Annotated in this window: 22 protein-coding genes; 21 read left to right on the forward strand and 1 reads right to left on the reverse strand. The window is 54.8% G+C overall.

All coding sequences use genetic code 11. The features are described from left to right. Nucleotides 1-209: 209 nt before the first annotated feature. The 13 genes from ACMHLI_RS09820 (at nucleotide 210) to nuoN (ending at nucleotide 15,339) form a co-directional block, all read left to right on the forward strand. Complete coding sequence (locus ACMHLI_RS09820) at nucleotides 210-653, forward strand: NADH-quinone oxidoreductase subunit A (RefSeq protein WP_112166913.1); 444 nt, start codon at nucleotides 210-212, stop codon at nucleotides 651-653. A gap of 19 nt (nucleotides 654-672) precedes the next feature. Further along, the gene (locus ACMHLI_RS09825) at nucleotides 673-1,347 is read left to right on the forward strand and encodes a NuoB/complex I 20 kDa subunit family protein (protein ID WP_413529296.1); all 675 of its coding nucleotides are present in this window, start codon (nucleotides 673-675) and stop codon (nucleotides 1,345-1,347) included. 79 nt (nucleotides 1,348-1,426) lie between these two features. After that, entirely contained in the window at nucleotides 1,427-3,226 is a 1,800-nt protein-coding gene (gene nuoC, locus ACMHLI_RS09830) for an NADH-quinone oxidoreductase subunit C/D (RefSeq protein ID WP_413529297.1), read from the forward strand. A gap of 2 nt (nucleotides 3,227-3,228) precedes the next feature. After that, on the forward strand, nucleotides 3,229-3,765 hold the full coding sequence (gene nuoE / locus ACMHLI_RS09835) for an NADH-quinone oxidoreductase subunit NuoE (RefSeq protein WP_244207705.1): 537 nt from the start codon (nucleotides 3,229-3,231) through the stop codon (nucleotides 3,763-3,765). Continuing rightward, nucleotides 3,762-5,132, forward strand: a complete 1,371-nt coding sequence (gene nuoF / locus ACMHLI_RS09840) for an NADH-quinone oxidoreductase subunit NuoF (protein WP_413529298.1) — start codon at nucleotides 3,762-3,764, stop codon at nucleotides 5,130-5,132. Before nuoE ends, nuoF begins: the two co-directional genes overlap by 4 nt. A gap of 143 nt (nucleotides 5,133-5,275) precedes the next feature. Then, a complete protein-coding gene (nuoG, locus tag ACMHLI_RS09845; RefSeq protein ID WP_413529299.1) occupies nucleotides 5,276-8,002 on the forward strand; it encodes an NADH-quinone oxidoreductase subunit NuoG in 2,727 nt (908 codons plus the stop codon). After that, nucleotides 7,999-8,976, forward strand: a complete 978-nt coding sequence (gene nuoH, locus ACMHLI_RS09850) for an NADH-quinone oxidoreductase subunit NuoH (protein WP_413529300.1) — start codon at nucleotides 7,999-8,001, stop codon at nucleotides 8,974-8,976. The genes nuoG and nuoH overlap by 4 nt, the downstream gene beginning before the upstream one ends. Nucleotides 8,977-8,990: 14 nt before the next feature. After that, nucleotides 8,991-9,533 (forward strand): NADH-quinone oxidoreductase subunit NuoI, encoded by a 543-nt coding sequence (nuoI, locus tag ACMHLI_RS09855; RefSeq protein ID WP_413529301.1) that lies wholly within the window; start codon nucleotides 8,991-8,993, stop codon nucleotides 9,531-9,533. Nucleotides 9,534-9,545: 12 nt separating this feature from the next. Then, nucleotides 9,546-10,103, forward strand: coding sequence for an NADH-quinone oxidoreductase subunit J (gene nuoJ, locus ACMHLI_RS09860; RefSeq protein WP_112166925.1), 558 nt, complete (start codon nucleotides 9,546-9,548; stop codon nucleotides 10,101-10,103). Further along, nucleotides 10,100-10,402 (forward strand): NADH-quinone oxidoreductase subunit NuoK, encoded by a 303-nt coding sequence (gene nuoK, locus ACMHLI_RS09865; protein WP_004936014.1) that lies wholly within the window; start codon nucleotides 10,100-10,102, stop codon nucleotides 10,400-10,402. Before nuoJ ends, nuoK begins: the two co-directional genes overlap by 4 nt. After that, complete coding sequence (gene nuoL, locus ACMHLI_RS09870) at nucleotides 10,399-12,246, forward strand: NADH-quinone oxidoreductase subunit L (RefSeq protein WP_413529302.1); 1,848 nt, start codon at nucleotides 10,399-10,401, stop codon at nucleotides 12,244-12,246. Before nuoK ends, nuoL begins: the two co-directional genes overlap by 4 nt. Nucleotides 12,247-12,342: 96 nt before the next feature. Next, entirely contained in the window at nucleotides 12,343-13,872 is a 1,530-nt protein-coding gene (gene nuoM / locus ACMHLI_RS09875; RefSeq protein ID WP_413529303.1) for an NADH-quinone oxidoreductase subunit M, read from the forward strand. A gap of 6 nt (nucleotides 13,873-13,878) precedes the next feature. Further along, a complete protein-coding gene (gene nuoN, locus ACMHLI_RS09880) occupies nucleotides 13,879-15,339 on the forward strand; it encodes an NADH-quinone oxidoreductase subunit NuoN (protein WP_413529304.1) in 1,461 nt (486 codons plus the stop codon). 74 nt (nucleotides 15,340-15,413) lie between these two features. On the opposite strand, the gene ACMHLI_RS09885 is transcribed toward nuoN, so the two are convergent. Continuing rightward, on the reverse strand, nucleotides 15,414-17,804 hold the full coding sequence (locus tag ACMHLI_RS09885) for a putative mucin/carbohydrate-binding domain-containing protein (protein ID WP_413529305.1): 2,391 nt from the start codon (nucleotides 17,802-17,804) through the stop codon (nucleotides 15,414-15,416). A 403-nt stretch (nucleotides 17,805-18,207) separates the two neighbouring features. Between ACMHLI_RS09885 and ACMHLI_RS09890 the strand changes: the two genes are divergently transcribed. From ACMHLI_RS09890 to menE, 8 genes are all read left to right on the forward strand, one after another. After that, nucleotides 18,208-18,723: a DUF1097 domain-containing protein gene (locus ACMHLI_RS09890; protein ID WP_413529306.1), complete on the forward strand. Its 516-nt coding sequence runs from the start codon at nucleotides 18,208-18,210 to the stop codon at nucleotides 18,721-18,723. A gap of 103 nt (nucleotides 18,724-18,826) precedes the next feature. After that, nucleotides 18,827-19,135: a DUF883 family protein gene (locus tag ACMHLI_RS09895; protein WP_112166932.1), complete on the forward strand. Its 309-nt coding sequence runs from the start codon at nucleotides 18,827-18,829 to the stop codon at nucleotides 19,133-19,135. Between the two features lie 259 nt (nucleotides 19,136-19,394). Next, nucleotides 19,395-20,732, forward strand: a complete 1,338-nt coding sequence (menF, locus tag ACMHLI_RS09900) for an isochorismate synthase MenF (protein WP_413529307.1) — start codon at nucleotides 19,395-19,397, stop codon at nucleotides 20,730-20,732. A 22-nt stretch (nucleotides 20,733-20,754) separates the two neighbouring features. Beyond that, nucleotides 20,755-22,428, forward strand: a complete 1,674-nt coding sequence (gene menD, locus ACMHLI_RS09905; protein WP_413529308.1) for a 2-succinyl-5-enolpyruvyl-6-hydroxy-3-cyclohexene-1-carboxylic-acid synthase — start codon at nucleotides 20,755-20,757, stop codon at nucleotides 22,426-22,428. After that, a complete protein-coding gene (gene menH, locus ACMHLI_RS09910) occupies nucleotides 22,425-23,222 on the forward strand; it encodes a 2-succinyl-6-hydroxy-2,4-cyclohexadiene-1-carboxylate synthase (RefSeq protein ID WP_413529531.1) in 798 nt (265 codons plus the stop codon). Before menD ends, menH begins: the two co-directional genes overlap by 4 nt. Next, nucleotides 23,209-24,066 carry a 1,4-dihydroxy-2-naphthoyl-CoA synthase gene (gene menB / locus ACMHLI_RS09915; RefSeq protein ID WP_213052189.1) on the forward strand — a complete coding sequence of 286 codons (858 nt, stop codon included), beginning with the start codon at nucleotides 23,209-23,211 and terminating at the stop codon, nucleotides 24,064-24,066. Before menH ends, menB begins: the two co-directional genes overlap by 14 nt. Then, nucleotides 24,066-25,055: an o-succinylbenzoate synthase gene (menC, locus tag ACMHLI_RS09920; RefSeq protein WP_413529309.1), complete on the forward strand. Its 990-nt coding sequence runs from the start codon at nucleotides 24,066-24,068 to the stop codon at nucleotides 25,053-25,055. Before menB ends, menC begins: the two co-directional genes overlap by 1 nt. Further along, entirely contained in the window at nucleotides 25,040-26,416 is a 1,377-nt protein-coding gene (gene menE / locus ACMHLI_RS09925; RefSeq protein ID WP_413529310.1) for an o-succinylbenzoate--CoA ligase, read from the forward strand. The genes menC and menE overlap by 16 nt, the downstream gene beginning before the upstream one ends. Nucleotides 26,417-26,467 lie beyond the last annotated feature (51 nt).

The raw sequence follows: 26,467 nt of genomic DNA on the forward strand, positions 1-26,467 counted from the left end.
GATAAGCATGTAAACTAATGTGGAGATACTTTTGTCAAAGTTGACAAAAGGTTATAGAAAAGGGTAAAAAGCCCACAACAAATCACTGGCTTAATGCCTTATTGAGCCGTGAACTGTGTGGTTATTAATCCTTCCCTTGAATCGATGTGGTACGCAAACTGCCGATCCCATAGAGCAGATGCCAGAGTGCCACTTTTGATGAGTAAGCAATGCGTATGTCAACAGCCACTGAAGTCATCGCTCAACACTGGGCGTTCGCCGTTTTTCTTGTCGTTGCCGTTGGGCTTTGTTGCCTGATGCTACTGGGCGCCGCGTTCCTTGGCGGGAGAGCCAGAGCACGCTACAAAAACACGCCTTTTGAATCAGGTATCGCCTCGGTGGGCACCGCCCGCCTGCGTCTTTCCGCTAAGTTCTACCTGGTCGCCATGTTTTTCGTCATTTTCGACGTTGAAGCCTTGTATCTGTACGCATGGTCAACGTCTATTCGCGAAAGCGGTTGGACCGGATTCGTAGAAGCCACCATTTTCATTTTGGTACTGCTGGCTGGTTTGTTTTATCTGGTGCGGATTGGCGCACTGGACTGGACACCAACACGTTCGAAAGGACCTGTTAAACCAAGCCCGGCGATTAATACCAACAGTCACCCTCAGTAAGTCATAGCGAGGCAATAAGATGGAATATACGCTCACCCGCGTAGACCCGGACGGTGATAACGACCGTTATCCCCTGCAGAATCAGGAGGTCGTCGGCGATCCTCTTCAGGAGCAGGTTAAGCGCAGCGTTTTCATGGGAAACCTTCAGGAATCACTGCACGGCATGGTGAACTGGGGACGCAAAAACTCCCTCTGGCCTTACAACTTCGGCCTTTCCTGCTGCTACGTCGAAATGGTGACGTCATTCACTGCGGTGCATGACGTTGCGCGTTTTGGTGCGGAAGTTCTGCGTGCATCTCCGCGTCAGGCCGATTTCATGGTGGTGGCGGGTACCTGCTTCACCAAGATGGCCCCGGTGATCCAACGTTTGTATGACCAGATGCTCGAACCGAAATGGGTGATTTCGATGGGCGCCTGTGCGAACTCAGGCGGCATGTACGATATTTATTCCGTGGTGCAGGGCGTGGATAAGTTCCTGCCTGTCGATGTGTATATCCCGGGATGCCCGCCGCGTCCTGAGGCTTACATGCAGGCACTATTGCTTCTGCAGGAATCTATCGGTAAAGAACGCCGCCCATTGTCATGGGTCGTCGGCGATCAGGGTGTTTACCGCGCGAATATGCAGTCTGAAAAAGAGCGTAAACGTGCTGAACGCATAGCCGTGACAAATCTGCGTTCGCCGGACGAGATTTAACACTGCGGTCTGAGAGTCAACCCTGAGGGGTGGTGAACCCCTTACGGCATAAATGACCATTTAGTGTGGTGAAAAAAATATGACAGATTTGACGACGCAAAATACCGCCCTGCCAGCATGGCATACCCGTGATCATCTTGATGATCCGGTGATCGGCGAGTTGCGTAACCGTTTTGGGCCCGAGGCCTTTACTGTTCAGCCGACCCGCACCGGAATTCCCGTGGTGTGGTTCAAGCGTGAACAGATCCTGGAAGCGATTACCTTTTTACGAAAACAGCCAAAACCTTACGTCATGCTGTTCGACCTGCATGGCGTTGATGAGCGTTTACGTACCCACCGCGACGGTTTACCGGCCGCGGATTTTTCCGTTTTCTACCATCTGATCTCCGTTGAGCGTAACCGTGACATCATGCTCAAGGTGGCATTGGCTGAAAACGATCTCCACGTTCCGACCCTGACCAAAGTATTCCCGAATGCTAACTGGTACGAGCGCGAAACCTGGGAAATGTTTGGTATTACCTTCGATGGCCACCCGCACCTGACGCGCATCATGATGCCGCAGACGTGGGAAGGGCACCCGTTGCGTAAAGACTACCCGGCACGCGCCACCGAGTTCGATCCTTATGAGCTGACTAAGCAAAAAGAAGAACTCGAGATGGAAGCGCTGACCTTCAAGCCGGAAGACTGGGGTATGAAGCGCGGCACCGAAAACGAGGATTTCATGTTCCTCAACCTCGGACCTAACCACCCGTCTGCGCACGGTGCGTTCCGCATTATCCTGCAGCTTGATGGCGAAGAAATTGTCGACTGTGTACCGGACGTCGGTTACCACCACCGTGGTGCTGAAAAGATGGGCGAGCGCCAGTCATGGCACAGCTACATTCCGTACACTGACCGTATCGAATACCTCGGCGGTTGTGTTAACGAAATGCCTTACGTGCTGGCTGTTGAAAAACTGGCTGGTATCGTCGTGCCGGATCGCGTTAACACCATCCGCGTGATGCTGTCTGAACTTTTCCGTATCAACAGCCACCTGCTGTACATCTCGACGTTTATTCAGGACGTGGGCGCGATGACGCCAGTGTTCTTCGCCTTTACCGATCGTCAGAAAATTTACGATCTGGTGGAAGCGATCACCGGTTTCCGTATGCACCCGGCCTGGTTCCGTATTGGTGGTGTTGCACACGACCTGCCGAAAGGCTGGGATCGTCTGCTGCGTGAGTTCCTTGACTGGATGCCAGCCCGTTTGGATTCCTACGTCAAGGCAGCGCTGAAAAACACCATTCTGATTGGTCGTTCCAAAGGCGTAGCAGCATACAACGCCGATGATGCGCTGGCATGGGGCACCACCGGTGCTGGCCTGCGAGCGACCGGGATCGACTTTGACGTGCGCAAATGGCGTCCGTATTCAGGTTACGAAAACTTCGACTTTGAAGTACCGGTCGGCGATGGCGTCAGTGACTGCTATTCCCGCGTGATGCTGAAAGTGGAAGAACTTCGTCAGAGCCTGCGCATTCTGGAACAGTGCTACAAAAACATGCCAGAAGGCCCGTTCAAAGCGGATCACCCGCTGACCACGCCGCCACCGAAAGAGCGTACGCTGCAACATATCGAAACCCTGATCACTCACTTCCTGCAAGTGTCGTGGGGGCCGATCATGCCTGCGCAAGAATCTTTCCAGATGGTTGAAGCGACCAAAGGGATCAACAGCTACTACCTGACCAGTGACGGCAGCACCATGAGCTACCGCACGCGCGTCCGTACGCCAAGCTTCCCGCATTTGCAGCAGATCCCGTCCGTAATCCGTGGCAGCCTGGTATCCGACCTGATCGTGTATCTGGGCAGTATCGATTTTGTAATGTCAGATGTGGACCGCTAACGATGACAGATATCAATAAAGATTCAGGCGTTCAGTACATCAACATCAGCGAGCCGGTGGTTACTCCGGTGTTTGAGCTGAGTGATGCCGAACGCGAAGCGATTGAACACGAGAAACATCACTACGAAGATGCCCGTGCGGCCTCCATCGAAGCGTTGAAGATCGTGCAAAAAGCGCGTGGCTGGGTGCCTGACGGCGCTATCTACGCGATCTCCGATGTTCTGGGCATTCCTGCCAGCGACGTAGAAGGTGTGGCAACGTTTTACAGCCAGATTTTCCGCCAGCCGGTGGGTCGCCATGTGATCCGTTACTGTGACAGCGTGGTGTGCCACATCACCGGTTATCAGGGGATCCAGGCCGCTCTGGAACAACAGTTGCACATCAAGCCGGGCGAAACGACTGAAGACGGACGTTTCACTCTGTTGCCGACCTGTTGCCTTGGCAACTGTGACAAAGGCCCGTCGATGATGATCGACGAGGACACGCACAGCCGCCTGACACCAGAAGCTATCGGCCAGCTACTGGAGCGCTATGTATGACAATCAACGGTTATACGCCAAGACACATTGAACGCACGCCGGAAATGCATCCGCTGACATGGCGTATGCGTGACGATGAGCAGCCGGTCTGGTTCGACGAATACCGCAGTAAAAACGGTTACGTCGGCGCAGAAAAGGCGCTCAAAAGCATGGCGCAGGACGAGATCGTCAATCTGGTAAAAGACGCAGGCCTGAAAGGGCGCGGCGGCGCAGGTTTCTCCACCGGTCTGAAGTGGAGCCTGATGCCAAAAGACGAAAGCATGAACATCCGCTATCTGCTTTGTAACGCCGATGAGATGGAACCCGGTACCTACAAAGACCGCATGCTGATGGAGCAAATGCCGCACCTGCTGGTGGAAGGCATGCTGATTTCCGCGTTCGCGCTGAAATCTTACCGTGGCTACATCTTCCTGCGTGGCGAATACATCGAAGCTGCTGTGAATCTGCGTCGCGCGATTGCAGAAGCCACTGAAGCAGGTCTGCTGGGTAAAAATATTCTCGGTACCGGTTTTGACTTCGAACTGATCGTCCATACCGGTGCGGGTCGTTATATCTGCGGTGAAGAAACTGCGCTGATCAACTCACTGGAAGGCCGCCGCGCTAACCCGCGTTCCAAGCCACCGTTCCCGGCCTCTGCCGGTGCGTGGGGGAAACCGACCTGTGTGAACAACGTCGAAACCCTGTGCAACGTGCCTGCCATTCTGGAGCACGGCGTGGACTGGTACAAAGGCATGTCAGCGGGCAAAAGCGAAGATGCCGGTACAAAGCTGATGGGCTTCTCTGGCCGGGTGAAAAATCCGGGCGTTTGGGAACTGCCTTTTGGGACGACTGCACGTGAAATTCTTGAAGACTATGCCGGCGGTATGCGCGATGGCCTGAAATTCAAAGCCTGGCAACCGGGCGGCGCAGGGACAGACTTCCTGACCGCCGACCATCTGGATCTGCCAATGGATTTCGCCAGTATCGGCAAAGCCGGTAGTCGTCTCGGTACTGCGCTGGCGATGGCTGTCGATCATGAGATAGGCATGGTGCCGCTGGTACGTAACCTGGAAGAGTTCTTCGCCCGCGAATCTTGTGGCTGGTGTACGCCGTGCCGCGATGGTTTGCCGTGGAGTGTGAAGATCCTGCGCGCGCTGGAGCGTGGTGAAGGCCAGCCGGGAGATATCGAAACTCTCGAACAGCTTTGCCGCCAACTGGGTCCGGGCAAAACCTTCTGCGCACACGCGCCGGGTGCTGTGGAGCCATTGCAGAGTGCGATTAAATATTTCCGGGAAGAGTTCGAGGCGGGCATCGCCAAACAGCATTACAGCAACGCGCGGGCGATTGGCGGTATTCAGCCAAACAACCTGCTGAAACAGCGTTGGTAGTGAAGGCAACAGGCAGCGGACGTGAGCCCGCTGTGCGCGAAATCCCAAAACAAGGGACGCGCTGTCGATTGATAGACGCCAACCCGGCAAGAATTTTTGATTAACGCCCGCCGTCAGGTGGGCCACGTGGAAGCATGCTGACTATGGCTACGATTCATGTAGACGGCAAAGAATACGATGTAGATGGAGCGGACAACCTGTTGCAGGCTTGCCTCTCTCTTGGCCTCGATATTCCTTATTTTTGCTGGCATCCGGCGCTGGGAAGCGTCGGCGCTTGCCGCCAATGTGCGGTTAAGCAATACCAAAACGCGGAAGACACGCGCGGTCGTCTGGTGATGTCATGTATGACACCCGCGTCCGATGGCACCTTCATCTCCATCGACGACGGCGAAGCGAAAGAGTTTCGTGAGAGCGTTGTGGAATGGCTGATGACCAACCATCCGCATGACTGCCCGGTGTGTGAGGAAGGCGGTAACTGTCATCTGCAGGATATGACAGTGATGACCGGCCACAGTATGCGCCGTTATCGCTTCACTAAGCGCACCCATAACAACCAGGATCTCGGCCCGTTCATTTCTCACGAAATGAACCGCTGCATCGCCTGCTACCGTTGTGTCCGTTATTACAAGGATTACGCGGACGGCACCGATCTGGGTGTGTATGGCGCGCATGACAACGTCTACTTCGGTCGCCCGGAAGATGGCCCGCTGGAAAGCGAGTTCTCCGGTAATCTGGTAGAAGTCTGCCCTACCGGCGTGTTTACTGATAAGACCCACTCCGAACGCTATAACCGTAAATGGGACATGCAGTTTGCGCCAAGCATCTGTCAGCAATGTTCCGTTGGCTGTAACACCAGCCCGGGCGAGCGTTATGGCGAACTGCGTCGTATCGAAAATCGTTACAACGGTACCGTAAACCACTACTTCCTTTGCGACCGTGGTCGTTTCGGTTATGGCTACGTCAACCTGAAAGATCGCCCTAAGAAGCCATTGCAGCTGCGTGGCAACGACTGGATCGAACTGAACGCCGAACAGGCGATGCAGGGCGCGGCAGACATTCTCCGTCAGGCGAAGAAAACCATCGGTATCGGTTCTCCGCGTGCCAGCCTTGAAAGCAACTTTGCACTGCGCGAACTGGTGGGAGCCGAAAACTTCTACACCGGAATCAACGCCGCAGAGCAAGGCCGTCTGCAACTGATGCTCAACGTATTGCGCAACAGCGGTGTTCACACACCTGCGCTGCGTGAAATCGAAGAGTACGATGCGGTGTTGGTACTGGGCGAAGACTTGACCCAGACCGGCGCTCGTATTGCGCTGTCTGTTCGTCAGGCAGTGAAAGGTAAAGCGCGCGCGATGGCCGCAGCCCAGCGTGTGGCTGACTGGCAAATCGCCGCGGTGCAAAACATCGGTCAGCATGCTAAGCACCCGCTGTTTATCACCAACGTAGACAACACCAAACTCGACGACATCGCGGCTTACAATTACCGTGCGCCGGTCGATGAGCAGGCCCGTTTCGGCTTCGCTATCGCCCACGCGCTGGATAATTCAGCGCCAGCGGTCAGCGATCTGGCTGATGGCCTGAACAAGAAAATCGATGTGATCGTGCAGGCACTGACCGGTGCGCGCAAGCCACTGATCATCACCGGTTCAAACGCCGGTTCTGACGCTATCATTGAAGCGGCGGCCAACATCGCCAAAGCACTGAAAGTGGCAGGCAGCGATGTCGGCATCACTTTTGTGGCTTCGGCCGCCAACAGCATCGGTCTGTCGATGATCGGCGGCGGATCGCTGGATGAAGCACTTGAATTGCTGACCCGCGGCGACGCAGACAGCGCCATCGTGATGGAAAACGATCTTTACCGTCAGGCACCTGAAGCGAAAGTCGATGCTGCGCTGGCCAATGTGCAGAACCTTTTGGTTGTTGACCATCAGCGCACGCGCATTATGGATAAAGCTACCCTGATCCTGCCTGCGGCGAGTTTCGCCGAAAGTGACGGCACGCTGGTGAATCAGGAAGGCCGCGCTCAGCGCTTCTTCCAGGTTTACGATCCGGCTTACTACGACACCACCGTCGCGATGCTGGAAAGCTGGCGCTGGATGCACTCACTGCATTCTACCGTCAACAGTCGTCACGTGGACTGGACGCAGCTTGATCATGTGATCGAAGCCTGCGTCGAGGCACTGCCGCAGTTGAAAGGCATGGTTGAAGCAGCGCCAAACGCCAGCTTCCGCATTCGTGGACAGAAACTGGCGCGTTCTCCAAACCGTTCCAGTGGACGTACGGCGATGCGCGCGAACATCAGCGTTCACGAACCGCGTCAGCCGCAGGACAAAGACACTATGTTTGCCTTCTCGATGGAAGGGAACAATAGCCCGACGGCCAACCGCAATCAGGTGCCATTCGCCTGGGCGCCAGGCTGGAACTCACCGCAAGCCTGGAACAAATTCCAGAGCGAAGTTGGCGGCAGTCTTCGCCACGGCGATCCGGGTGTGCGTCTTATCGAAGCAGGGGAGGGTAGCCTCGACTACTTCACCACGATCCCTGCAGTCTTCACCGCGACCGAAGGGAACTGGCGTATCGCGCCTTACTACCATCTGTTCGGCAGTGAAGAGATGACGCAGCGTTCTGCTGTCATTCAGCAACGTATGCCAGCACCTTATGTGATGGTTAACCCGGCCGATGCCGCTCAGTTAGGCGTGAACGCCGGTTCTCAGGTGGAATTCACCTGCGCCGGTCAGCTGCTGAAACTGCCGGTGCGTCTGAGTGAAAACCTGAATCAGGGCCAGCTTGGCCTGCCGCTGGGTCTGCCGGGCATTCCACCGATTCTGGTAGGCACTACGGTTGAAAATCTGCGGGAGGCAGCACAATGAGCTGGTTTACACCTGTCGTGATCGATTCGCTGATCGCTATCCTGAAAGCCATCGTGATCCTGCTGGTCGTAGTGACCTGCGGGGCCTTCATGAGCTTCGCCGAGCGCCGCCTGCTCGGTCTGTTCCAGAACCGTTACGGACCAAACCGAGTCGGCTGGGGCGGATCCCTGCAGCTGGTTGCCGACATGATCAAGATGTTTTTCAAGGAAGACTGGGTACCTAAATTCACCGACAAAGCCATCTTTACGCTGGCTCCGATGATTGCGTTTACGTCCCTGCTGATCTCCTTTGCGATCGTTCCGGTCAGCCCGACCTGGTTCGCCGCAGATCTGAACATCGGTATTTTGTTCTTCCTGATGATGGCCGGTCTGACCGTCTATGCCGTGTTGTTCGCAGGCTGGTCCAGTAACAACAAATACTCGTTACTGGGTGCGATGCGTGCATCCGCCCAGACGCTGAGCTACGAAGTGTTCCTCGGCCTGTCGCTGATGGGGGTCGTGGCACAGGCAGGTTCTTTCAACCTGCAAGAGATCGTCATCTCTCAGGCGCACATGTGGAATATCATTCCACAATTCTTCGGCTTCGTGACCTTTGCGATTGCCGGGGTGGCCGTCTGTCACCGTCACCCGTTTGACCAGCCGGAAGCCGAGCAGGAATTGGCCGATGGTTACCACATTGAATATTCCGGTATGAAATTTGGTTTGTTCTTCGTGGGGGAATACATCGGTATCGTGACCGTCTCTGCGCTTATCGTCACCTTGTTCTTCGGTGGCTGGCAGGGGCCGTTCCTTTACCCGGTTATCTGGTTTGCGCTGAAAACGGCGTTCTTCATGGTGATGTTCATTTTGATCCGTGCTGCTTTACCGCGTCCCCGCTACGACCAGGTAATGTCATTTGGCTGGAAAGTTTGCCTGCCACTGACGTTACTTAATCTGCTGGCGACCGCTGCGGTCATCTTGTACAACGCGCAATAAGGGGTGATGAAACCATGACATTGAAAGACTTAGTGGTCGGGTTCGGGACCCAGGTTCGTAGCTTGTGGATGATAGGCATGCATGCCTTCGCCAAGCGCGAAACCCAGATGTACCCGGAAGTACCGGTCAATCCACCTCCGCGTTACCGTGGTCGTATCGTGCTGACGCGCGACCCCGACGGTGAAGAGCGCTGCGTTGCCTGTAACCTGTGTGCGGTAGCCTGTCCGGTAGGCTGTATTTCTTTGCAAAAAGCAGAGCATAAAGACGGCCGCTGGTATCCGGAATTCTTCCGCATCAACTTTTCACGCTGCATTTTCTGCGGTCTGTGTGAAGAAGCTTGCCCGACAACAGCGATTCAGCTGACGCCGGACTTCGAAATGGGTGAATTCAAGCGCCAGGATCTGGTGTACGAAAAAGAAGATTTGTTGATCTCTGGACCGGGTAAGTATCCGGAATATAACTTCTACCGGATGTCCGGTATGGCCGTTGACGGCAAGCCGAAAGGCGATGCGGAAAACGAAGCCAAACCGATCAACGTCAAAGGTCTGTTGCCCTAAGGAGCCGCAAGCATGGAATTTGCATTTTATATTGCAGCCCTGGTGGCCGTGTTGGCGACATTGCGTGTTATCACGCACACCAACCCGGTACATGCACTGCTGTATCTGATCGTCTCTTTGCTGGCGATTGCGGCGGTGTTCTTCTCGCTCGGCGCATATTTCGCCGGTGCGCTGGAGATCATCGTCTACGCCGGGGCCATCATGGTGTTGTTTGTGTTCGTGGTGATGATGCTGAACCTTGGCAACGTCCAGGAACAGGAGCGCGCATGGCTACAGCCTTCGACCTGGATCGGGCCATCGATTCTGGCCGTGGTGCTGCTGGGCGTGATGATCGCCTCTATCGTAGGTCTGCACGACCACGGTATCAAAGGCGATATGGTTGACGCGAAAGCGGTCGGCATCGCGCTGTTTGGTCCGTACGTTCTGGCGGTTGAACTGGCGTCAATGCTGCTGCTGGCCGGTCTGGTCGTAGCGTTCCACATTGGTCGTGAACATAAAGCGGGTGAAGTCTTTGGTGACGCACCGGCCACGACGGAAATGGCGAAAAGAAAAACGGAGGAGAGAGCATGATCCCTCTACAACATGGCCTGATCCTGGCCGCGATCCTCTTTGTGTTGGGTCTGACCGGACTGCTTGTTCGTCGTAATCTGCTGTTTATGCTGATCAGTCTGGAAGTGATGATCAATGCGGCGGCGCTGGCGTTCATTGTGGCAGGAAGCTATTGGGGTCAGGCAGACGGTCAGGTGATGTACATCCTGGCAATTAGCCTGGCTGCGGCGGAGGCCAGTATTGGTCTGGCGTTGCTGCTGCAACTGTATCGCCGTCGCCACACCCTGAATATTGATACTGTCAGTGAGATGCGCGGATGAACTTACTCTATTTAACTATTCTGTTCCCGCTGATTGGCTTCCTGTTACTGGCCTTCTCACGCGGTCGCTGGTCTGAAAATACGTCGGCTACGGTTGGCGTGGGTTCGATTGGTCTGGCAGCACTGACCACTGTGTATGTGGGCATCAACTTCCTCAGTAGTAAAGCGGCTGGCGTTGAAGTCTTCAACCAGACGTTGTGGAACTGGATGCAGGTCGGGGATTTCAATATCTCCGCAACGCTGACCCTCGACGGTTTGTCGATGACCATGCTCTCCGTGGTGACCGGCGTCGGCTTCTTCATCCACATGTTCGCTTCCTGGTACATGCGCGGTGAAGAGGGCTACTCACGCTTCTTCGCTTACACCAACCTGTTTATCGCCAGTATGGTGATTCTGGTACTGGCAGACAACTTACTGCTGATGTATCTCGGTTGGGAAGGCGTGGGCCTGTGCAGCTATCTGCTGATCGGTTTCTACTACACCAATCCGGCCAATGGCGCGGCAGCGATGAAAGCATTCATCGTGACCCGCGTGGGTGACGTGTTCCTGGCCTTCGCATTGTTCATCCTGTACCGCGAGCTGGGTACGCTGAACATTCGTGAACTGATGGTGCTGGCACCGCAGAAACTGGCGGTTGGCGATACGGCAATTACCTGGGCAACCCTGATGTTACTGGGTGGCGCAGTGGGTAAATCCGCACAGCTGCCGTTGCAGACCTGGCTGGCAGACGCCATGGCCGGTCCGACACCGGTTTCCGCGCTGATCCACGCCGCGACCATGGTGACCGCCGGTGTTTATCTGATTGCACGTACGCACGGCCTGTTCCTGATGGCGCCTGAAGTACTGCATCTGGTGGGCATTATCGGTGCAGTCACCCTGGTACTCGCGGGCTTCGCCGCACTGGTGCAAACCGATATCAAACGCGTACTTGCTTACTCGACCATGAGCCAGATTGGTTACATGTTCCTGGCGTTGGGCGTTCAGGCGTGGGATGCCGCAATCTTCCACCTGATGACGCACGCGTTCTTTAAAGCACTGTTGTTCCTTTCTTCCGGCTCGGTCATTTTGGCCTGCCACCACGAACAGAACATCTTCAAGATGGGTGGATTGCGTAAATCCATTCCGCTGGTGTACGTCTGCTTCCTGGTCGGCGGCGCAGCGTTGTCTGCCTTGCCAATCATCACCGCGGGCTTCTTCAGTAAAGATGAAATCCTCGCCGGTGCGCTGGCTAACGGTCATCTCAATCTGATGGTTGCCGGTCTGGTCGGTGCATTTATGACCTCGCTGTACACCTTCCGCATGATTTTCATCGTGTTCCACGGCGAAGAAAAAATCAAAGCCCATGCGGGTAAAGGCATCACTCACCACCTGCCGCTGCTGGTATTACTGGTTCTGTCCACCTTCATTGGCGCCATGATTGTTCCGCCGCTGCAAGGCGTCCTGCCGGAAACCACTGAGCTGGCGCATGGCAGCGTGCTGACCCTGGAAATCACGTCGGGTGTGATTGCGATTGCCGGTATTCTGCTGGCGGCAGCCCTGTATCTGGGTAAACGCTCGCTGGTCAACAGCATCGCGAAAAGCGCGCCGGGCCGTTTCTTCACGACCTGGTGGTTCCATGCCTGGGGCTTCGACTGGCTGTACGACATGATTTTCGTGAAACCTTATCTGGCTATCGCGAAACTCCTGCAGCGTGACCCGCTGAACTCGATGATGAATCTGCCTGCGATCTTTACCCGTCTGGGTAACCGCGGTCTGACCCTCAGCGAAAACGGTATGGTTCGCTGGTACGTCGCATCGATGGGGCTGGGTGCAGTGGTAGTCCTTGCACTGCTGCTGGTGATTTAAGCCTGTCTTACGGGTGTCATTATCAATGCCGGTTTGTCTGTCTGACGGCCGGCAAGTGAAATAGCCTACGGGCATAAAAGAAGGGAACGACACGCCATGCTATTACCTTGGCTAATATTTATCCCCTTTATCGGCGGGCTGCTGTGCTGGCAGACTGAGCGCTTTGGGAGCAAAGTACCGCGCTGGATCGCGTTAATTGCGATGGGGCTGACGCTGGCTCTTTCCGTGCAACTGTGGTTGCAGGGAGGATACTCATTAACATCACCTGCGGGCATTCCACAGTGGCAATCCGAGTTCTCGGTGCCGTGGATCCCTCGTTTTGGTATCAGCTTCCATCTGGCGCTGGACGGTTTGTCCCTGCTGATGGTTGTACTGACCGGTTTGCTCGGTGTACTGGCGATCCTCTGTTCATGGCGTGAAATCCAGAAGTATCAGGGTTTCTTCCACCTGAACCTGCTGTGGATCCTCGGCGGTGTTATCGGCGTGTTCCTCGCCATCGACTTGTTCCTGTTCTTCTTCTTCTGGGAAATGATGTTGGTGCCGATGTACTTCCTGATTGCTCTGTGGGGCCACAAAGCGTCAGACGGTAAAACGCGTATCAGCGCAGCAACCAAGTTCTTCATCTACACACAGTCCAGTGGTCTGGTGATGCTGATTGCAATCCTGGGTCTGGTGTTTGTGCACTATAACGCGACCGGTATCTGGACATTCAACTACGCTGATCTTTTGAAAACGCCGATGTCGCGTAATGTTGAATATCTGCTGATGCTGGGCTTCTTCATCGCCTTTGCGGTGAAAATGCCGGTGGTACCGTTGCATGGCTGGTTGCCAGATGCGCACAGTCAGGCGCCAACCGCCGGTTCCGTTGACTTAGCGGGGATCTTGTTGAAAACCGCGGCTTACGGGATGTTGCGATTCTGTCTGCCGCTGTTCCCGAACGCTTCGCATGAATTCGCACCGATTGCTATGTGGCTGGGTGTGATTGGTATCTTCTACGGCGCGTGGATGGCCTTCGCACAGACCGATATCAAACGTCTGATCGCTTATACCTCTGTCTCGCACATGGGCTTCGTGCTGATTGCTATCTACACCGGCAGCCAGCTGGCGTACCAGGGCGCAGTGATTCAGATGATTGCACACGGTCTGTCCGCAGCCGGTATGTTCATCATCTGTGGTCAGCTATACGAGCGTCTGCATACCCGTGATATGCGCCAGATGGGTGGACTGTGGGGACGCATAAAATACCTGCCAGCGTTGTCACTGTTCTTTGCCGTGGCGACCTTAGGGATGCCGGGTACCGGTAACTTTGTGGGTGAAATCATGATCCTGTTTGGCAGCTTCCCGGTTGTACCGGTGATCGCTGTCATCTCGACCTTCGGTCTGGTATTTGCCTCGGTGTATTCCCTGGTGATGATGCAGCGCGCTTACTACGGTAAAGCGAAGTCTGACCAGCCGCTGCCAGGCATGACCGCACGCGAATTGTCGATCATTCTGTTACTGGTGGTATTGCTGGTGGCGCTGGGCTTCTACCCGCAGCCTATCCTCGATACTTCAAGTGCAGCGATGAGCAACATTCAGCACTGGTTCGGGTCATCAGTTTCCACTATTTCAACGACAAGGCCGTAACTCGCCATGACATTTACACTTCAAAATCTGATCGCACTATTACCGCTGATGATCGTCGGATTGACGGTGGTGGTGGTGATGCTGTCCATTGCGTGGCGACGCGACCATTTTCTTAATGCCACACTGACAGTCATCGGGCTGAACGTTGCCTTACTTTCCCTGTACTACGTCGGGCAGGTGGGGCCGCAGGACGTCACGCCGCTGCTGCGTATTGACGGTTACTCGATGTTTTACATCGGGCTGGTATTGCTCGCGAGTCTGGCAACCAGCACGTTTGCTTACCCTTGGCTGGCCGGATATCCGGACAATCGCGAAGAGTTCTATCTGTTAGTGCTCATCGCAGCCATGGGCGGCATTCTGCTGGCATGCTCTAACCATCTGGCATCAATGTTCCTCGGAATCGAACTGATTTCCCTGCCATTGTTTGGCCTTATCGGTTACGCCTACCGTCAGAAACGCTCGCTGGAAGCCGCCATTAAGTACATGCTGCTTTCCGCTGCGGCGTCATCTTTCCTGCTGTTCGGTATGGCACTGCTGTACGCACAGTCTGGTGATTTGTCCTTCGCGGCGCTGGGTAGAAACCTGGCCGATGGCGTGATGCTACACCAGCCGCTGCTGTTGGCCGGTTTGGGTATGATGATCGTGGGTCTGGGCTTTAAACTGTCGCTGGTTCCTTTCCACCTGTGGACACCAGATGTGTATCAGGGCGCACCTGCACCGGTATCAACCTTCCTGGCAACCGCCAGCAAGATTGCTATCTTTGCCGTGGTCATGCGTTTATTCCTGTACGCACCGGTGGCCGACAGCGAAGCGATTCGCATCGTGTTGGGCATTATTGCCTTTTGCTCGATTCTGGTCGGTAACATCATGGCGATCAGCCAGAGCAACATTAAACGCCTGCTCGGTTATTCCTCCATCGCACACCTCGGCTATTTGCTGGTGGCGCTGATTGCGGTGCAAACCCATCAGCTGTCGATGGAAACCGTCGGTGTGTATCTGGCCGGTTATCTGTTCAGCAGCCTCGGTGCCTTCGGTGTAGTCAGTCTGATGTCCAGTCCGTATAAAGGCCCGGATGCAGAATCACTGTTCTCCTACCGTGGTCTGTTCTGGCACAAGCCGATTCTGTCTGCGGTAATGACCGTGATGATGTTATCACTGGCCGGTATCCCGATGACCCTTGGCTTTATCGGTAAGTTCTACGTGATTGCGACCGGTGTGACCGCGCATCTGTGGTGGCTGACCGGTGCAGTAGTCGTGGGGTCGGCGATTGGTCTTTACTACTACCTGCGCGTGACCGTCAGCCTGTATCTCAGTGCGCCGGAAACGCTGGTACGTGACACCCCGAATAACTGGGCGTTAACGGCAGGCGGCGTCGTTGTACTGATTTCCGCGATTTTGGTGTTGTTGCTCGGTATCTTCCCGCAACCGCTGATTACGCTGGTGCAAATGGCACAACCGATGCTCTGATGGTTGTTGCAGCATGAAAGGCCGCTCAGATGAGCGGCTTTTTTTATTGATGCAAACTGCTTTCAAAAAACATATCACCCATTTTTATGCACATACTTAAACAGCGCTTTGCCATTTTGGTCGGCGATGGTGATTTGCAATGACGGAGAGACGTTATCCGCCGGATAGAGGGTTTTACTGACTACGGCTTCGCATCCGCCGGTTGTCAGAGTGGCCTCATAGCTGAATTGTTCACCGTCGGGTCTGGCCTGGAGGTTGAGTGTAAAACCATCGGTCAAAACATCTGGATCGGCATGCAGGCTGTTATGTGTCGAGATCACATCCTGGTACGTTTCCAACAGTTGTTCTTTTTGCGGGCTGGCGAATAGCGAGATGGCAGTATAAATATCGTCTTTAGAAGAGGCATATTCTGCTGCCAGCATTGATGGGATCGCGCGGATCTTATCGGCTTGATTGCTGATAGCCGTAAGCAGCGGAATAAAGGGATCGTTTTGTAATGCTTCGTTTACCAGACCTGCAGATGTTATTACAAAAGTATTGCTCGTTGATTTGGTATTGATCACGCCGGCAGCGGCCGGTGCCAGTTTCAGACGGGTCGACGTTTCCTGATGGAAAATAGCGATGCGGTAGCTGGTTTCAAAAGGAATTTCATCGTGCGATATGCTGGTCTTATCACCATTCATTGTGCGGTTAAACACAATATTTCCCTGCACATCATAGATTTCGATTTTCGCGTAAGCCGTGCCGGGAAAATAGGAATGTGGTGCTGAGTTGGTGACATCTACGATGATCTTGTGTGTGGAGTGATCCACTTTAAGTGAGCAGAAAAAGTCATCACCTAAACCCAGAAAATTAAAGGACTGATTAATTAACGGCGAACTGAGTTTTTCGACGTAGTTGATAGTCTGCGTGTTTCCGCCTTCTTTTACGACCGCATAGTAATCATCGATTTTGTACTTGGTACTTTTGCCCGTTGGCAGTTGGATTTTATACACGCCGACCGGTAGCTGTGAAAGGGTTAAGGTCGTGCCGCTGATTTCAATCGTTTTAAGCGGATGACTGACATCATCTTGTGTGATTAATACCTTCTCGCCGCTGATCTGTGCCGCGTCATCAATATTTAATGTGATCGTCAGATCGCTCTTTAACGACGTGGAAGCCAGTTGTGCCGCCGTCACCAATGACAGAGTGTTGTGCAAAGTCAGGCTGGTTTTCAATGCTGTTGCCTGACTTTCGCTGACCAATTCTGTTAGCGGATAGACGGGTTTACTTTCACTGAAAAGATTAATTTCCCGCTGAGTATCGCGCATTGTGGCACCTGCGCGATAAACATAAGGCGTGACATCCACGCCAGCAATCTTAATGTAGCTATCAGAGAGCAACTCCAGCAGTTGATAATCGGCGACAGCAAAACCTGTCTGATTACTGATGACACGATAGTTCTGGTAGAAATGCGTGAAAGCCGCATCGCTGGCACTGTCTTTCAACTGCATCAAAAAGAACAGTTTGGAGCGCAAATCCCAACTGTTAACCGGCACATTGTCTTTCAGGTTATTTTGAATTTGGGCGAGTACTGCGCTTTCCTTGCCGTAGTTATACAACCAGCCTTTCTTATAGACCTGGTCACCCAGTATCTTGTATTGGAAAGTGGCCGCAAAAATATTGTTCCAGACCTCAGACGTTGAAATCACTGGATCGGACATAAATTTGCCTTCATACCCGTGTGCGATTTCGTGTAAGCATCCCCAGTTATCTTCAATCTTAGCGAGCCAGAAACTCGCAATGCTGGAGCTGGTTTGAGCCGTCCAGTCGGAGCCGTAGTAAGCCGCGCCCCAACCGTGTAAATCGGCTTTACCGAAGTAACGGTTGGGAATATTTTTATCGGTAGCAACGTCTGAATCAAAACCCACGCCCAGTAATGAATTATAGAATTCGAAGATCTGATTATAATTACCAATAACGCCGTTGATATTTTCCGTTATTCCGGTATTTCTCATTTTTTCTTTATCAACTTTCGGTACCAGAATTTGAATGAACTGAGAATATATCAGCGCAAATTCAGCATCATGAGAATCCCATAATTGGAAAAATGGAAGTTCATCATCACACTCGTTATATACAGGCAGAGGCTTTGAAGTATTTGGGAAACTATATTCAATAACCGGCGCTATGGTTGAATACGGTGTGGTGATAAACGGGACGCTAGTCGTGGTAAAACTGATGTTCGCCGCAGTACTGGTTATGCTAAAGGACTTTTCTGTCTGATTGTCTGAGTTTAACAACCAGAGCGTCAATGATCCCTTGAATTTGGGGTTAGTTTGTTTGATGGTAAGAACCTGACCTGCGGCGAGGATAAGTCCCAGATGCTGCCTGTCGTGATTTATTCCTTTATCGGTTCCCGAATTTTTTATCCAGGTAGGGTCTTGCAAGGTATAAAGTGTCTTTGTTCGTGAAATAGTACTCATGATTGTGACTCCGTGGGAGTTATTATTTGAATTTTATTAAGGGACTGGAATTTCCAGTCATTCAGTCTGGCGGGTGCGTTTTCAATTAACCACATAACTACTATAAGAATGTATTCACGTGTCAGAAAATAATAACGTCTAATAAATCCTCATAAATAAGAACGTAAGGATAAAAAACATGATTAATAAAATAGATGTTCATGATTTAGTACTTTTTAGGAGGATCGCAACACGACATGTTCTTTCAAACAGCCGGATATCTGCGTTAGGGTTTGTGTGATGAATGTCACATTTTTATGTATGTTAAGTGCGAAATTACATTGAATTTGTGATCCAGCCCATTCCATTCTTCCCATCAATGAGTAAACTGCGCGCTTGTCCCAATTTGCGCAGGTTTTAAACCATGAATGTTTTAGTGATGATAGCGATCACCACCGGGATCCTCTCCGGTATCTGGGGTTGGGTGGCAATCAGCCTTGGCCTGATCGGCTGGGCGGGTTTCCTCGGCTGCACGGCATATTTCGCCTGCCCTCAGGGTGGCCTGCGCGGACTGGCGATCAGTACGCTGACCTGCATGAGCGGCGTGTTTTGGGCTGTCGTCATCATCGCGGGCAGCGCCATTCGCCCCGAGTGGAGCATTTTGGGTTATATGCTGACCGGCATCGTGGCGTTCCTGATGTGTATTCAGGCGCGCCAGCAATGGCTGGCCTTTGTGCCGGGTACGTTTATAGGTGCCTGCGCGACTTTTGCGGCACAGGGCGACTGGCGTTTAGTTGTCGTATCGTTACTGGTTGGATTAGTTTTCGGATACGCGATGAAAAACAGCGGATTATGGCTGGCGAAACAGCGCGAAAAGCAGCTGTCAGACGCGAAAAATCTTCATGCAATGGATCAACCAAAAGGCTCGGAAGGTTCTTAAAACCCCGTTTTTACGGAAGTTTATGTGATATCTCACAGGCATTTCATCCGGATCTGCGCTAGGGTTAAAGGCAAGTGAACGATCACATCATAAGGAGATAACCATGGCTGACCAATTTGAAGCACAGCAGAATTCGTTAGACGACGATTTACGCATGCTGACTGAAACACTGGAAGAAGTGCTGAAATCTTCCGGTGATAAAGCTGACGATAAATACGTTGAAATCAAGACCCGCGCAGAAGACGCGCTGAAAGACATCAAATCCCGTCTTGATCCTAAAGCCCGCTCATACTGCCGCAAAGCCCGTGACGTTGCCGAGCAAACCGACAGCTATGTACGTGAAAACCCGTGGCATGGCGTGGGTGTCGGCGCTGCGGTAGGTTTAGTTGTCGGCCTGTTGCTGCGTCGCTAAACACTGATAGCACCTTATAAAAACGTACCTCAGGGCAGCGCATGGCTGCCCTTATTTTTAAGTTTTTTCCCGCTTGGATAATCCTTTTTTCTCCTCCTATACTCCTTCCTATCTGACTGCACTCACTACAGCTTGATCTGTCGCATATTTTCATTTTTCGTAACGCCGCATAATTCATTCGTAATTGATCCAACCCGTTTTTTGATCCAGAAGGGTTTTTCTGCCCGTCACAAAACATCCGGTATGGCCCGAGGTAGCGGTGAAACAAATATCAGCAATCATTGACCAGCTTGATACAGCGCTCGCAGGCGAATGGCCTGACGCGCCGGGTGTCCGGCAGCTCAGTTATTCCCTGCAAAAACAGCCTGACGCGGGTCTGCTTGAATGGTTGTCGGCGCAACCCTGTTACCCGAAATTCTACTGGCAGCAGCGCGACGGCCATGAAGAAGCCGCTGTCTGCGGCGATGCCTGTTCTTTCGGCGATATGCAGCAGGCTCAGGAATTTATTCGCCAGCATCAGGACATTCCCGATTTGCACATCTGGGGGCTCAATGCCTTCAACGGTGCTGACTCTTCTGACGTCCCGGCTAATGCGCTGTTTTTGCCGCGCATCGAACTTTGCCGTCTTGGCAATACTTACTGGCTACGCTGCACGCTGTTTGCCGCGGTTTCGCTGCATGAAGAAGCGCGCCGCACGCGACGGTTCCTGCGTTCGCTTGTCGCCAGTCGTGCGTTACCGCCGATCACCTCCCGCGTCGTTCAGCACCAGCATTTACCCGCCGAGCCGCAGTGGAATCAGCTGATTACCCGCGCACTGAAAAGTATCGAACAGCAGACGTTCGACAAAGTCGTGCTGGCACGCAAAACCACGTTAACGCTTAGTCAGCCGCTGAATGCCTGTGCATTCCTCGCCGCAAGCCGCGCAGTGAATCACCACTGTTATCATTTTATGCTGGCGTTCACGCCGCAACAGGCGTTCCTTGGTTCCAGTCCGGAACGTCTTTTCCTGCGCGATCACACTGAGCTTTTTACCGAAGCGCTGGCGGGCACGGTAGCTAATCATTCTGATAATCAGAAAGCCCATGAACTCGGCGAATGGCTGCTCAGCGACGGAAAAAATCAGCGCGAAAACCTGCTGGTAGTCGATGATATCTGCCAGCGTTTGCAGGGCGGGGCGCATTCTCTGGATGTGATGCCCGCAGAAATCCTGCGTTTGCGCAAAGTGCAGCATCTGCGCCGTAGCATCCACGGTGAACTGACCGGCGCAGACGATGCAGGATGCCTGCAACGTCTGCAACCCACCGCCGCCGTGGCCGGATTACCGCGTCAGGCGGCGCGTAAATTTATCGCCGAGTACGAACCTTTTGACCGTCAGTGGTACGCCGGTTCCGCCGGATATCTGAGCACTGAACAAAGTGAGTTCACCGTCGCGCTGCGATCGGCTGCGGTGAAAGGACATCATCTGGAACTCTTCGCGGGCGCAGGTATTGTCGCCGGTTCTGATGCTGCACAGGAATGGCAGGAGATCGAAAATAAAGCCGCAGGATTGCGGACTTTGCTGGAAGAACACTACACGCCTGTCGTTCAGGCCGGATAATCCGTTGCCGGGAGAGTCATTTATGTCCGTTGCCGTCTTCAATCGCCGCTGGGCGACGCTGATCCTTGAGTCGCTGACGCGCCATCAGGTAAAGCACGTCTGCATTGCGCCGGGTTCGCGTTCCACCGCGCTGACGCTCGCAGCGGCAGCGCATCCCCATCTCATCTGCCACACCCATTTTGACGAACGCGGCCTCGGTCATCTGGCACTCGGTCTGGCGAAAGCCAGCGGCACGCCGGTGGCGGTGATAGTCACCTCCGGAACGGCGGTGGCGAATCTCTATCCGGCACTCATCGAAGCCAGTCTCACCGGCGAAAAACTGGTTCTGCTGACCGCCGACCGTCCGCCGGAATTGATTGACTGCGGCGCCAATCAGGCCATCCGTCAGCCGGGTATGTTCGCCAGCTATCCGGTGCAGGCGCTGGATCTACCACGTCCGACCCCTGAAATCAGTGCACGCTGGCTGGTGTCGGCCATCGACAACGCGCTGGCGCAGCAAACCCACGGCGCGGTCCACATTAACTGTCCGTTCGCTGAACCGCTTTACGGCGAGGATTCCGGCGAATATACCGACTGGCTGGAGCTGCTCGGCGACTGGTGGCAGGGGCATCAGCCGTGGCTGAGTTTCACGCCGGTGCAGCATTCTCTCGCGCAGCCAGACTGGTTATCCTGGCGGCAGAAACGCGGCGTGATTATCGCCGGGCGGATTAGCGCGCATGAAAGTGAATTACTGGTGCAGTGGGCTGATCAGCTTGGCTGGCCGTTGATAAGTGACGTACAGGCTGCGACCGGTAATCCGCTGCCGTGCGCCGATTTATGGCTGGCGTCGCCGCAGGCGAAAAACGTGCTTGAGCGCGCGCAGCTGGTGGTGCAGTTTGGCGGCGGGCTGACCGGTAAACGGCTGTTGCAGTGGCAGGCGGCGTGTCAGCCGGATGAATACTGGCTGATCGATGCGCTGCCGGGGCGTCTGGATCCGGCGCAGCATCGTGGCCGGCGTATTCAGACCTCTGTCGCTGCGTTTTTGCTTCAGCATCCGGCGCAGCATCAGCCCGACTGGGCGCCCGAGCTGGATGAGTGCGCCGCGCGTGCGCGTCACGCCATCGAATTACATCTCGCCGGCAGGTTTGGCGAAGCCGTTGCCGCGTGGCAATTACCATCTCTTTTACCGGAGCACGGCCAGCTGTTTCTCGGTAACAGTCTGATCGTCCGGCTGGTCGACGCCTTCGCGCAGTTACCCGCCGGGTATCCGATTTTCGCCAATCGCGGCGCCAGCGGTATCGACGGTCTGCTCTCCACCGCCGCAGGCGTTCAGCGTGCTACCTGCAAACCGACGCTGGTGCTGCTCGGCGATATCTCCGCACTTTACGATTTGAACGCGCTGGCGCTGATGCGTCAATGCTCTGCGCCGACGGTGATCATCGTGGTGAACAACAACGGCGGGCAGATTTTCGCTCTGTTGCCTACGCCAGAAGCTGAGCGTCAGCGGTTCTACTGCATGCCGCAGAACGTTGATTTTCAACATGCGGCGGCCATGTTCGGGCTCGATTATGCCAGTCCGACATCCATGACTGAGCTACACGAGGCGGTCACGCAATGCTGGCAGCACGGTGGTGTAAAACTGGTCGAGCTAAAAGTGAATGAAACTGAGGGCGCGGAATGTCTGCGCAGTCTGGTCACCGAGATGAGCCAGTCATGACGCTGGCCTGTACGCGCCTGAATGCCGATGTGAAAGGGCGTCCGTGGCTGGTGTTTCTGCACGGTCTGCTCGGCAGCGCCGACGACTGGCAGCCGCTGATAGCACAACTTTCCGGCTGGCCTTGCCTGCTGGTGGATTTACCGGGGCATGGCCGTTCGGCAGAGTTCACCGCCGCCGGATTCGCCGACGTCAGCCAGCTGCTCACCGACACGTTGCAGCAGCAGGGAATGACTTCGTACTGGCTGATTGGCTATTCGCTCGGCGGACGCATCAGCCTGTATCACGCCTGTCAGGGCGACAGCGCAGGGCTGATGGGCGTAGTGGTCGAAGGCGCACATCCGGGGCTTAACTCTCAGGCAGAGCGCGCCCAGCGCCGTTATCACGACCAGCAGTGGGCAACGCGTTTCGTGCAGTTACCGTGGAAGCAGGCGCTCACTGTCTGGTATCGCCAGCCAGTATTTGCCAGCCTGACCGATGCGCAGCGCCAAAAGTTGGTTGTGCTGCGCGAAAGCAATAATCCTCACACCGTCGCCGCCATGCTTGCCGCCACGTCGTTGTCGGTTCAGCCAGATTTACGTCAGAAGCTGCATCAGCTTTCCCTGCCGCTGGCGTGGCTTTGCGGCAGCGCCGATAACAAATTTATCACTCTCGCGCAGCAGTCCGGTTTCGAACTGCGCACCGTCGCCAATGCCGGGCATAACGCCCATCGTGACAATCCGGCGGAATTTGCCCGTCAGGCGCTGGCATTCATTACTTCACCTGTCTTAAAGGAAGTTGAGCATGATTTATCCTGATGAAAAAGTACTTTACGCGCCAGTGGAATGGCGTGATTGCACCGGAGATTTTGAAGATATTCGCTATCACAAATCCACCGATGGCATCGCTAAAATCACCATCAACCGTCCACAGGTGCGCAATGCCTTCCGTCCGCTGACCGTAAAAGAAATGATCCGCGCGCTGGATGACGCCCGCTATGACGAAGGTATTGGCGTGATCGTGCTGACCGGCGAAGGCGATAAAGCCTTCTGCGCAGGAGGCGATCAGAAAGTGCGCGGCGACTACGGCGGCTATCAGGATGCCAGCGGTGTGCATCATCTCAACGTGCTGGATTTCCAGCGCCAGATCCGCACCTGTCCGAAACCTGTTGTTGCGATGGTTGCTGGTTACTCCATCGGTGGCGGGCATGTGCTGCATATGATGTGCGATCTGACCATTGCTGCGGATAACGCCATTTTTGGCCAGACCGGCCCGAAAGTGGGTTCGTTCGATGGCGGCTGGGGCGCGTCTTACATGGCACGCATCGTTGGCCAGAAAAAAGCCCGCGAAATCTGGTTCCTGTGCCGGCAGTACGATGCGGCCGCTGCGCTGGATATGGGGCTGGTCAACACCGTGGTTCCGCTGGCAGATCTGGAAAAAGAAACCGTGCGCTGGTGCCGTGAGATGCTGGAAAACAGCCCGATGGCGCTGCGCTGTCTGAAAGCGGCGCTCAACGCCGACTGCGACGGTCAGGCCGGTCTGCAGGAGCTGGCGGGTAACGCCACGATGTTGTTCTATATGACCGATGAAGGTCAGGAAGGCCGCAACGCGTTTGTTGAAAAACGTCAGCCGGACTTCAGCAAATTTAAGCGGAATCCATAATGCGCCGCGCCACGGTGTACCGGTACAGCCTGCCAATGGAGGCGGGCGTGGTGTTGCGCAATCAGCGACTGAAAACCCGCGACGGGCTGCTGGTTTCACTGTGGCAGGACGAGAAAACCGGCTGGGGTGAAATTTCGCCGCTGCCGGGGTTCAGCGTGGAAGATATCACCCAGGCGCAGGAAGCCGTAAAGCACGCCCTGAACCAGTGGATACAGGGCGCATCGCTGGCGGCGCTTGCTTCAGCATTCAGCGCCTTGCCTTCGGTAGCATTTGGCCTGAGCTGTGCCGACGCCGAGTTGCGCGGTGAGCTGCCTGACGCACTGAGCACCCGCTGTGCGCCGCTGTGTCACGGCGACCCGAATGAACTGTATGCACGTCTGGGGGCGCTGCCGGGCGAAAAACTGGCGAAAGTGAAAGTCGGATTTTACGAGTCGGTCGGCGACGGGCTGAACGTCAGTATGTTGCTGGAAGCGTTCCCGGATCTGCGCTTGCGCCTCGATGCCAACCGCAGCTGGACGCTGGCGAAATCAGCAGGGTTTGCCCGCCACGTCGCGCCAGAATTACGTTCGCGCATTGTCTTTATCGAAGAACCCTGCCAGACCCGTGAACAGTCCCGCGAGTTTGCCCGCGCTACCGGCATTGCTATTGCGTGGGATGAAAGCGTGCGTGACGCCTGCTTCACCGTGCAGGCTGAAACCGGGCTGGCGGCGATTATCATCAAACCAACCCTTACCGGTAGCCTGAACCGCTGCCGTCAGCTGATTTCTCAGGCGCACGCCGCCGGGCTGGAGGCTGTCATCAGCTCTTCTATTGAATCCAGCCTTGGCCTGACGCAGCTGGCGCGCATCGCACAATGGCTGACGCCGGATGCGGTGCCGGGCCTGGATACGCTGGATCTCATGCAGGCGCAGCTGATCCGTCGCTGGCCGGATTCTGTATTACCGGTGATGGCTGAACAGGATCTGGAGGTGGTGTGGCAGAGCCATTGATAACGGACTGGCCGTGGCGGGTATGGGCGACGCGCTCACCGTTCGCCGTTGCCCTTAAGGCTGGGGGAATCAGCTGGTGCTGGCGCGATTTACGGCACCGCATTGATTCACTGGCCGCCGGTTTTATTCAGCAGGGTGTGCGTGAAGCTTCAGGTGTGGTGCTGCGCAGTAAAAATACCCCTGACGCGTTGCTCTGTTATCTGGCTCTCTTGCAGGCCGGTGCGCGCCTGCTGCCGCTGAACCCGCAGCTGCCGCAAACCTTGTGCGATGAATTGCTGCCGCAGCTGAATATCGATTTTATGGTCGATCTCACCGGCGCGCCTTTAACACTCCCTTTCCCCGAATTATCTCTTCACCATGCCTTTTCAGAAAGCGCCGCCGACTGGCAGCCGGAGCGCATCGCTACTCTGACGCTGACCTCAGGCTCTAGCGGCTTACCGAAAGCCGCGGCACACAGCGTAGCCGCACACCTGGCCAGCGCAGAGGGCGTACTGGGGCTTATCCCCTTCACGCTGGCTGACAGCTGGCTGCTTTCGCTGCCGTTGTTTCACGTTTCGGGTCAGGGGATTATCTGGCGCTGGCTGACTGCCGGAGCCTCGCTGGTCGTTGCCGACGGGCAGTCGTTTGATGACGCGCTGGCGGAGTGCACCCATGCCTCGCTGGTGCCGACACAATTATGGCGACTGCTTCAGCAGCCTGTATTACCGGCAAGCCTGAAAGACGTCCTGTTGGGGGGCGCGCACATTCCACAGGAAATGACGGAACATGCTGAACGCATGGGAATTCGTTGCTGGTGCGGCTATGGAATGACCGAGGCTGCGTCGACGGTAACCGCAAAACGCGCTGACGGTTCGCCGGGCGTCGGTCAGGCGTTGACGGGTAAAGCCGTACGGCTGGTGAAAAATGAAGTTCAGATCCGTTCACGCAGTCTGGCGGCCGGGTATTGGAAATCCGGACAACTCACGCCACTGCCTGGTGCAGAGGGCTGGTTCAGCACCCGCGATCGCGGTATGTGGCAGGGTGATGAACTGCATATTGTGGGAAGGTTGGATAATCTATTCTTCAGCGCCGGAGAGGGGATTCAGCCGGAAGATATTGAGCGAGTTTTACAGTCGCACCCACAGGTGGAGCGCGTGTTTGTGCTGCCGCTTGATGACGCCGAATTTGGTCAGCGACCGGTAGCGCTGGTGGACTCCCACCCTGACGTTACCTTTGAGCATCTGGCTGATTGGCTGCAGGGAAAACTCGCCCGTTTTCAGCAACCGGTACGTTATTATGTTTTGCCACAGGAAGTTGCGCAGGGCGGCATTAAGATTTCCCGCCAGCAACTGAAACTGTGGCTGGAAAAACAGCCAGTCTGATAATGCACCAATTTAAAAAAAGGCTGCACTGCTTAAACAGCGCGGCCCTTT

It is taken from the genome of Rahnella inusitata, assembly GCF_965118895.1.
GTDB classification, from domain to species: domain Bacteria; phylum Pseudomonadota; class Gammaproteobacteria; order Enterobacterales; family Enterobacteriaceae; genus Rahnella; species Rahnella inusitata_A.

Excerpts from the sequence above, each read along its gene's own strand:
- ACMHLI_RS09820 (WP_112166913.1), top strand. The coding sequence starts at position 210 with ATGCGTATGTCAACAGCCACTGAAGTCATCGCTCAACACTGGGCGTTC.
- ACMHLI_RS09825 (WP_413529296.1), top strand. The coding sequence starts at position 673 with ATGGAATATACGCTCACCCGCGTAGACCCGGACGGTGATAACGACCGT.
- nuoC (WP_413529297.1), top strand. The coding sequence starts at position 1,427 with ATGACAGATTTGACGACGCAAAATACCGCCCTGCCAGCATGGCATACC.
- nuoE (WP_244207705.1), top strand. The coding sequence starts at position 3,229 with ATGACAGATATCAATAAAGATTCAGGCGTTCAGTACATCAACATCAGC.
- nuoF (WP_413529298.1), top strand. The coding sequence starts at position 3,762 with ATGACAATCAACGGTTATACGCCAAGACACATTGAACGCACGCCGGAA.
- nuoG (WP_413529299.1), top strand. The coding sequence starts at position 5,276 with ATGGCTACGATTCATGTAGACGGCAAAGAATACGATGTAGATGGAGCG.
- nuoH (WP_413529300.1), top strand. The coding sequence starts at position 7,999 with ATGAGCTGGTTTACACCTGTCGTGATCGATTCGCTGATCGCTATCCTG.
- nuoI (WP_413529301.1), top strand. The coding sequence starts at position 8,991 with ATGACATTGAAAGACTTAGTGGTCGGGTTCGGGACCCAGGTTCGTAGC.
- nuoJ (WP_112166925.1), top strand. The coding sequence starts at position 9,546 with ATGGAATTTGCATTTTATATTGCAGCCCTGGTGGCCGTGTTGGCGACA.
- nuoK (WP_004936014.1), top strand. The coding sequence starts at position 10,100 with ATGATCCCTCTACAACATGGCCTGATCCTGGCCGCGATCCTCTTTGTG.
- nuoL (WP_413529302.1), top strand. The coding sequence starts at position 10,399 with ATGAACTTACTCTATTTAACTATTCTGTTCCCGCTGATTGGCTTCCTG.
- nuoM (WP_413529303.1), top strand. The coding sequence starts at position 12,343 with ATGCTATTACCTTGGCTAATATTTATCCCCTTTATCGGCGGGCTGCTG.
- nuoN (WP_413529304.1), top strand. The coding sequence starts at position 13,879 with ATGACATTTACACTTCAAAATCTGATCGCACTATTACCGCTGATGATC.
- ACMHLI_RS09885 (WP_413529305.1), bottom strand. The coding sequence starts at position 17,804 with ATGAGTACTATTTCACGAACAAAGACACTTTATACCTTGCAAGACCCT.
- ACMHLI_RS09890 (WP_413529306.1), top strand. The coding sequence starts at position 18,208 with ATGAATGTTTTAGTGATGATAGCGATCACCACCGGGATCCTCTCCGGT.
- ACMHLI_RS09895 (WP_112166932.1), top strand. The coding sequence starts at position 18,827 with ATGGCTGACCAATTTGAAGCACAGCAGAATTCGTTAGACGACGATTTA.
- menD (WP_413529308.1), top strand. The coding sequence starts at position 20,755 with ATGTCCGTTGCCGTCTTCAATCGCCGCTGGGCGACGCTGATCCTTGAG.
- menH (WP_413529531.1), top strand. The coding sequence starts at position 22,425 with ATGACGCTGGCCTGTACGCGCCTGAATGCCGATGTGAAAGGGCGTCCG.
- menB (WP_213052189.1), top strand. The coding sequence starts at position 23,209 with ATGATTTATCCTGATGAAAAAGTACTTTACGCGCCAGTGGAATGGCGT.
- menC (WP_413529309.1), top strand. The coding sequence starts at position 24,066 with ATGCGCCGCGCCACGGTGTACCGGTACAGCCTGCCAATGGAGGCGGGC.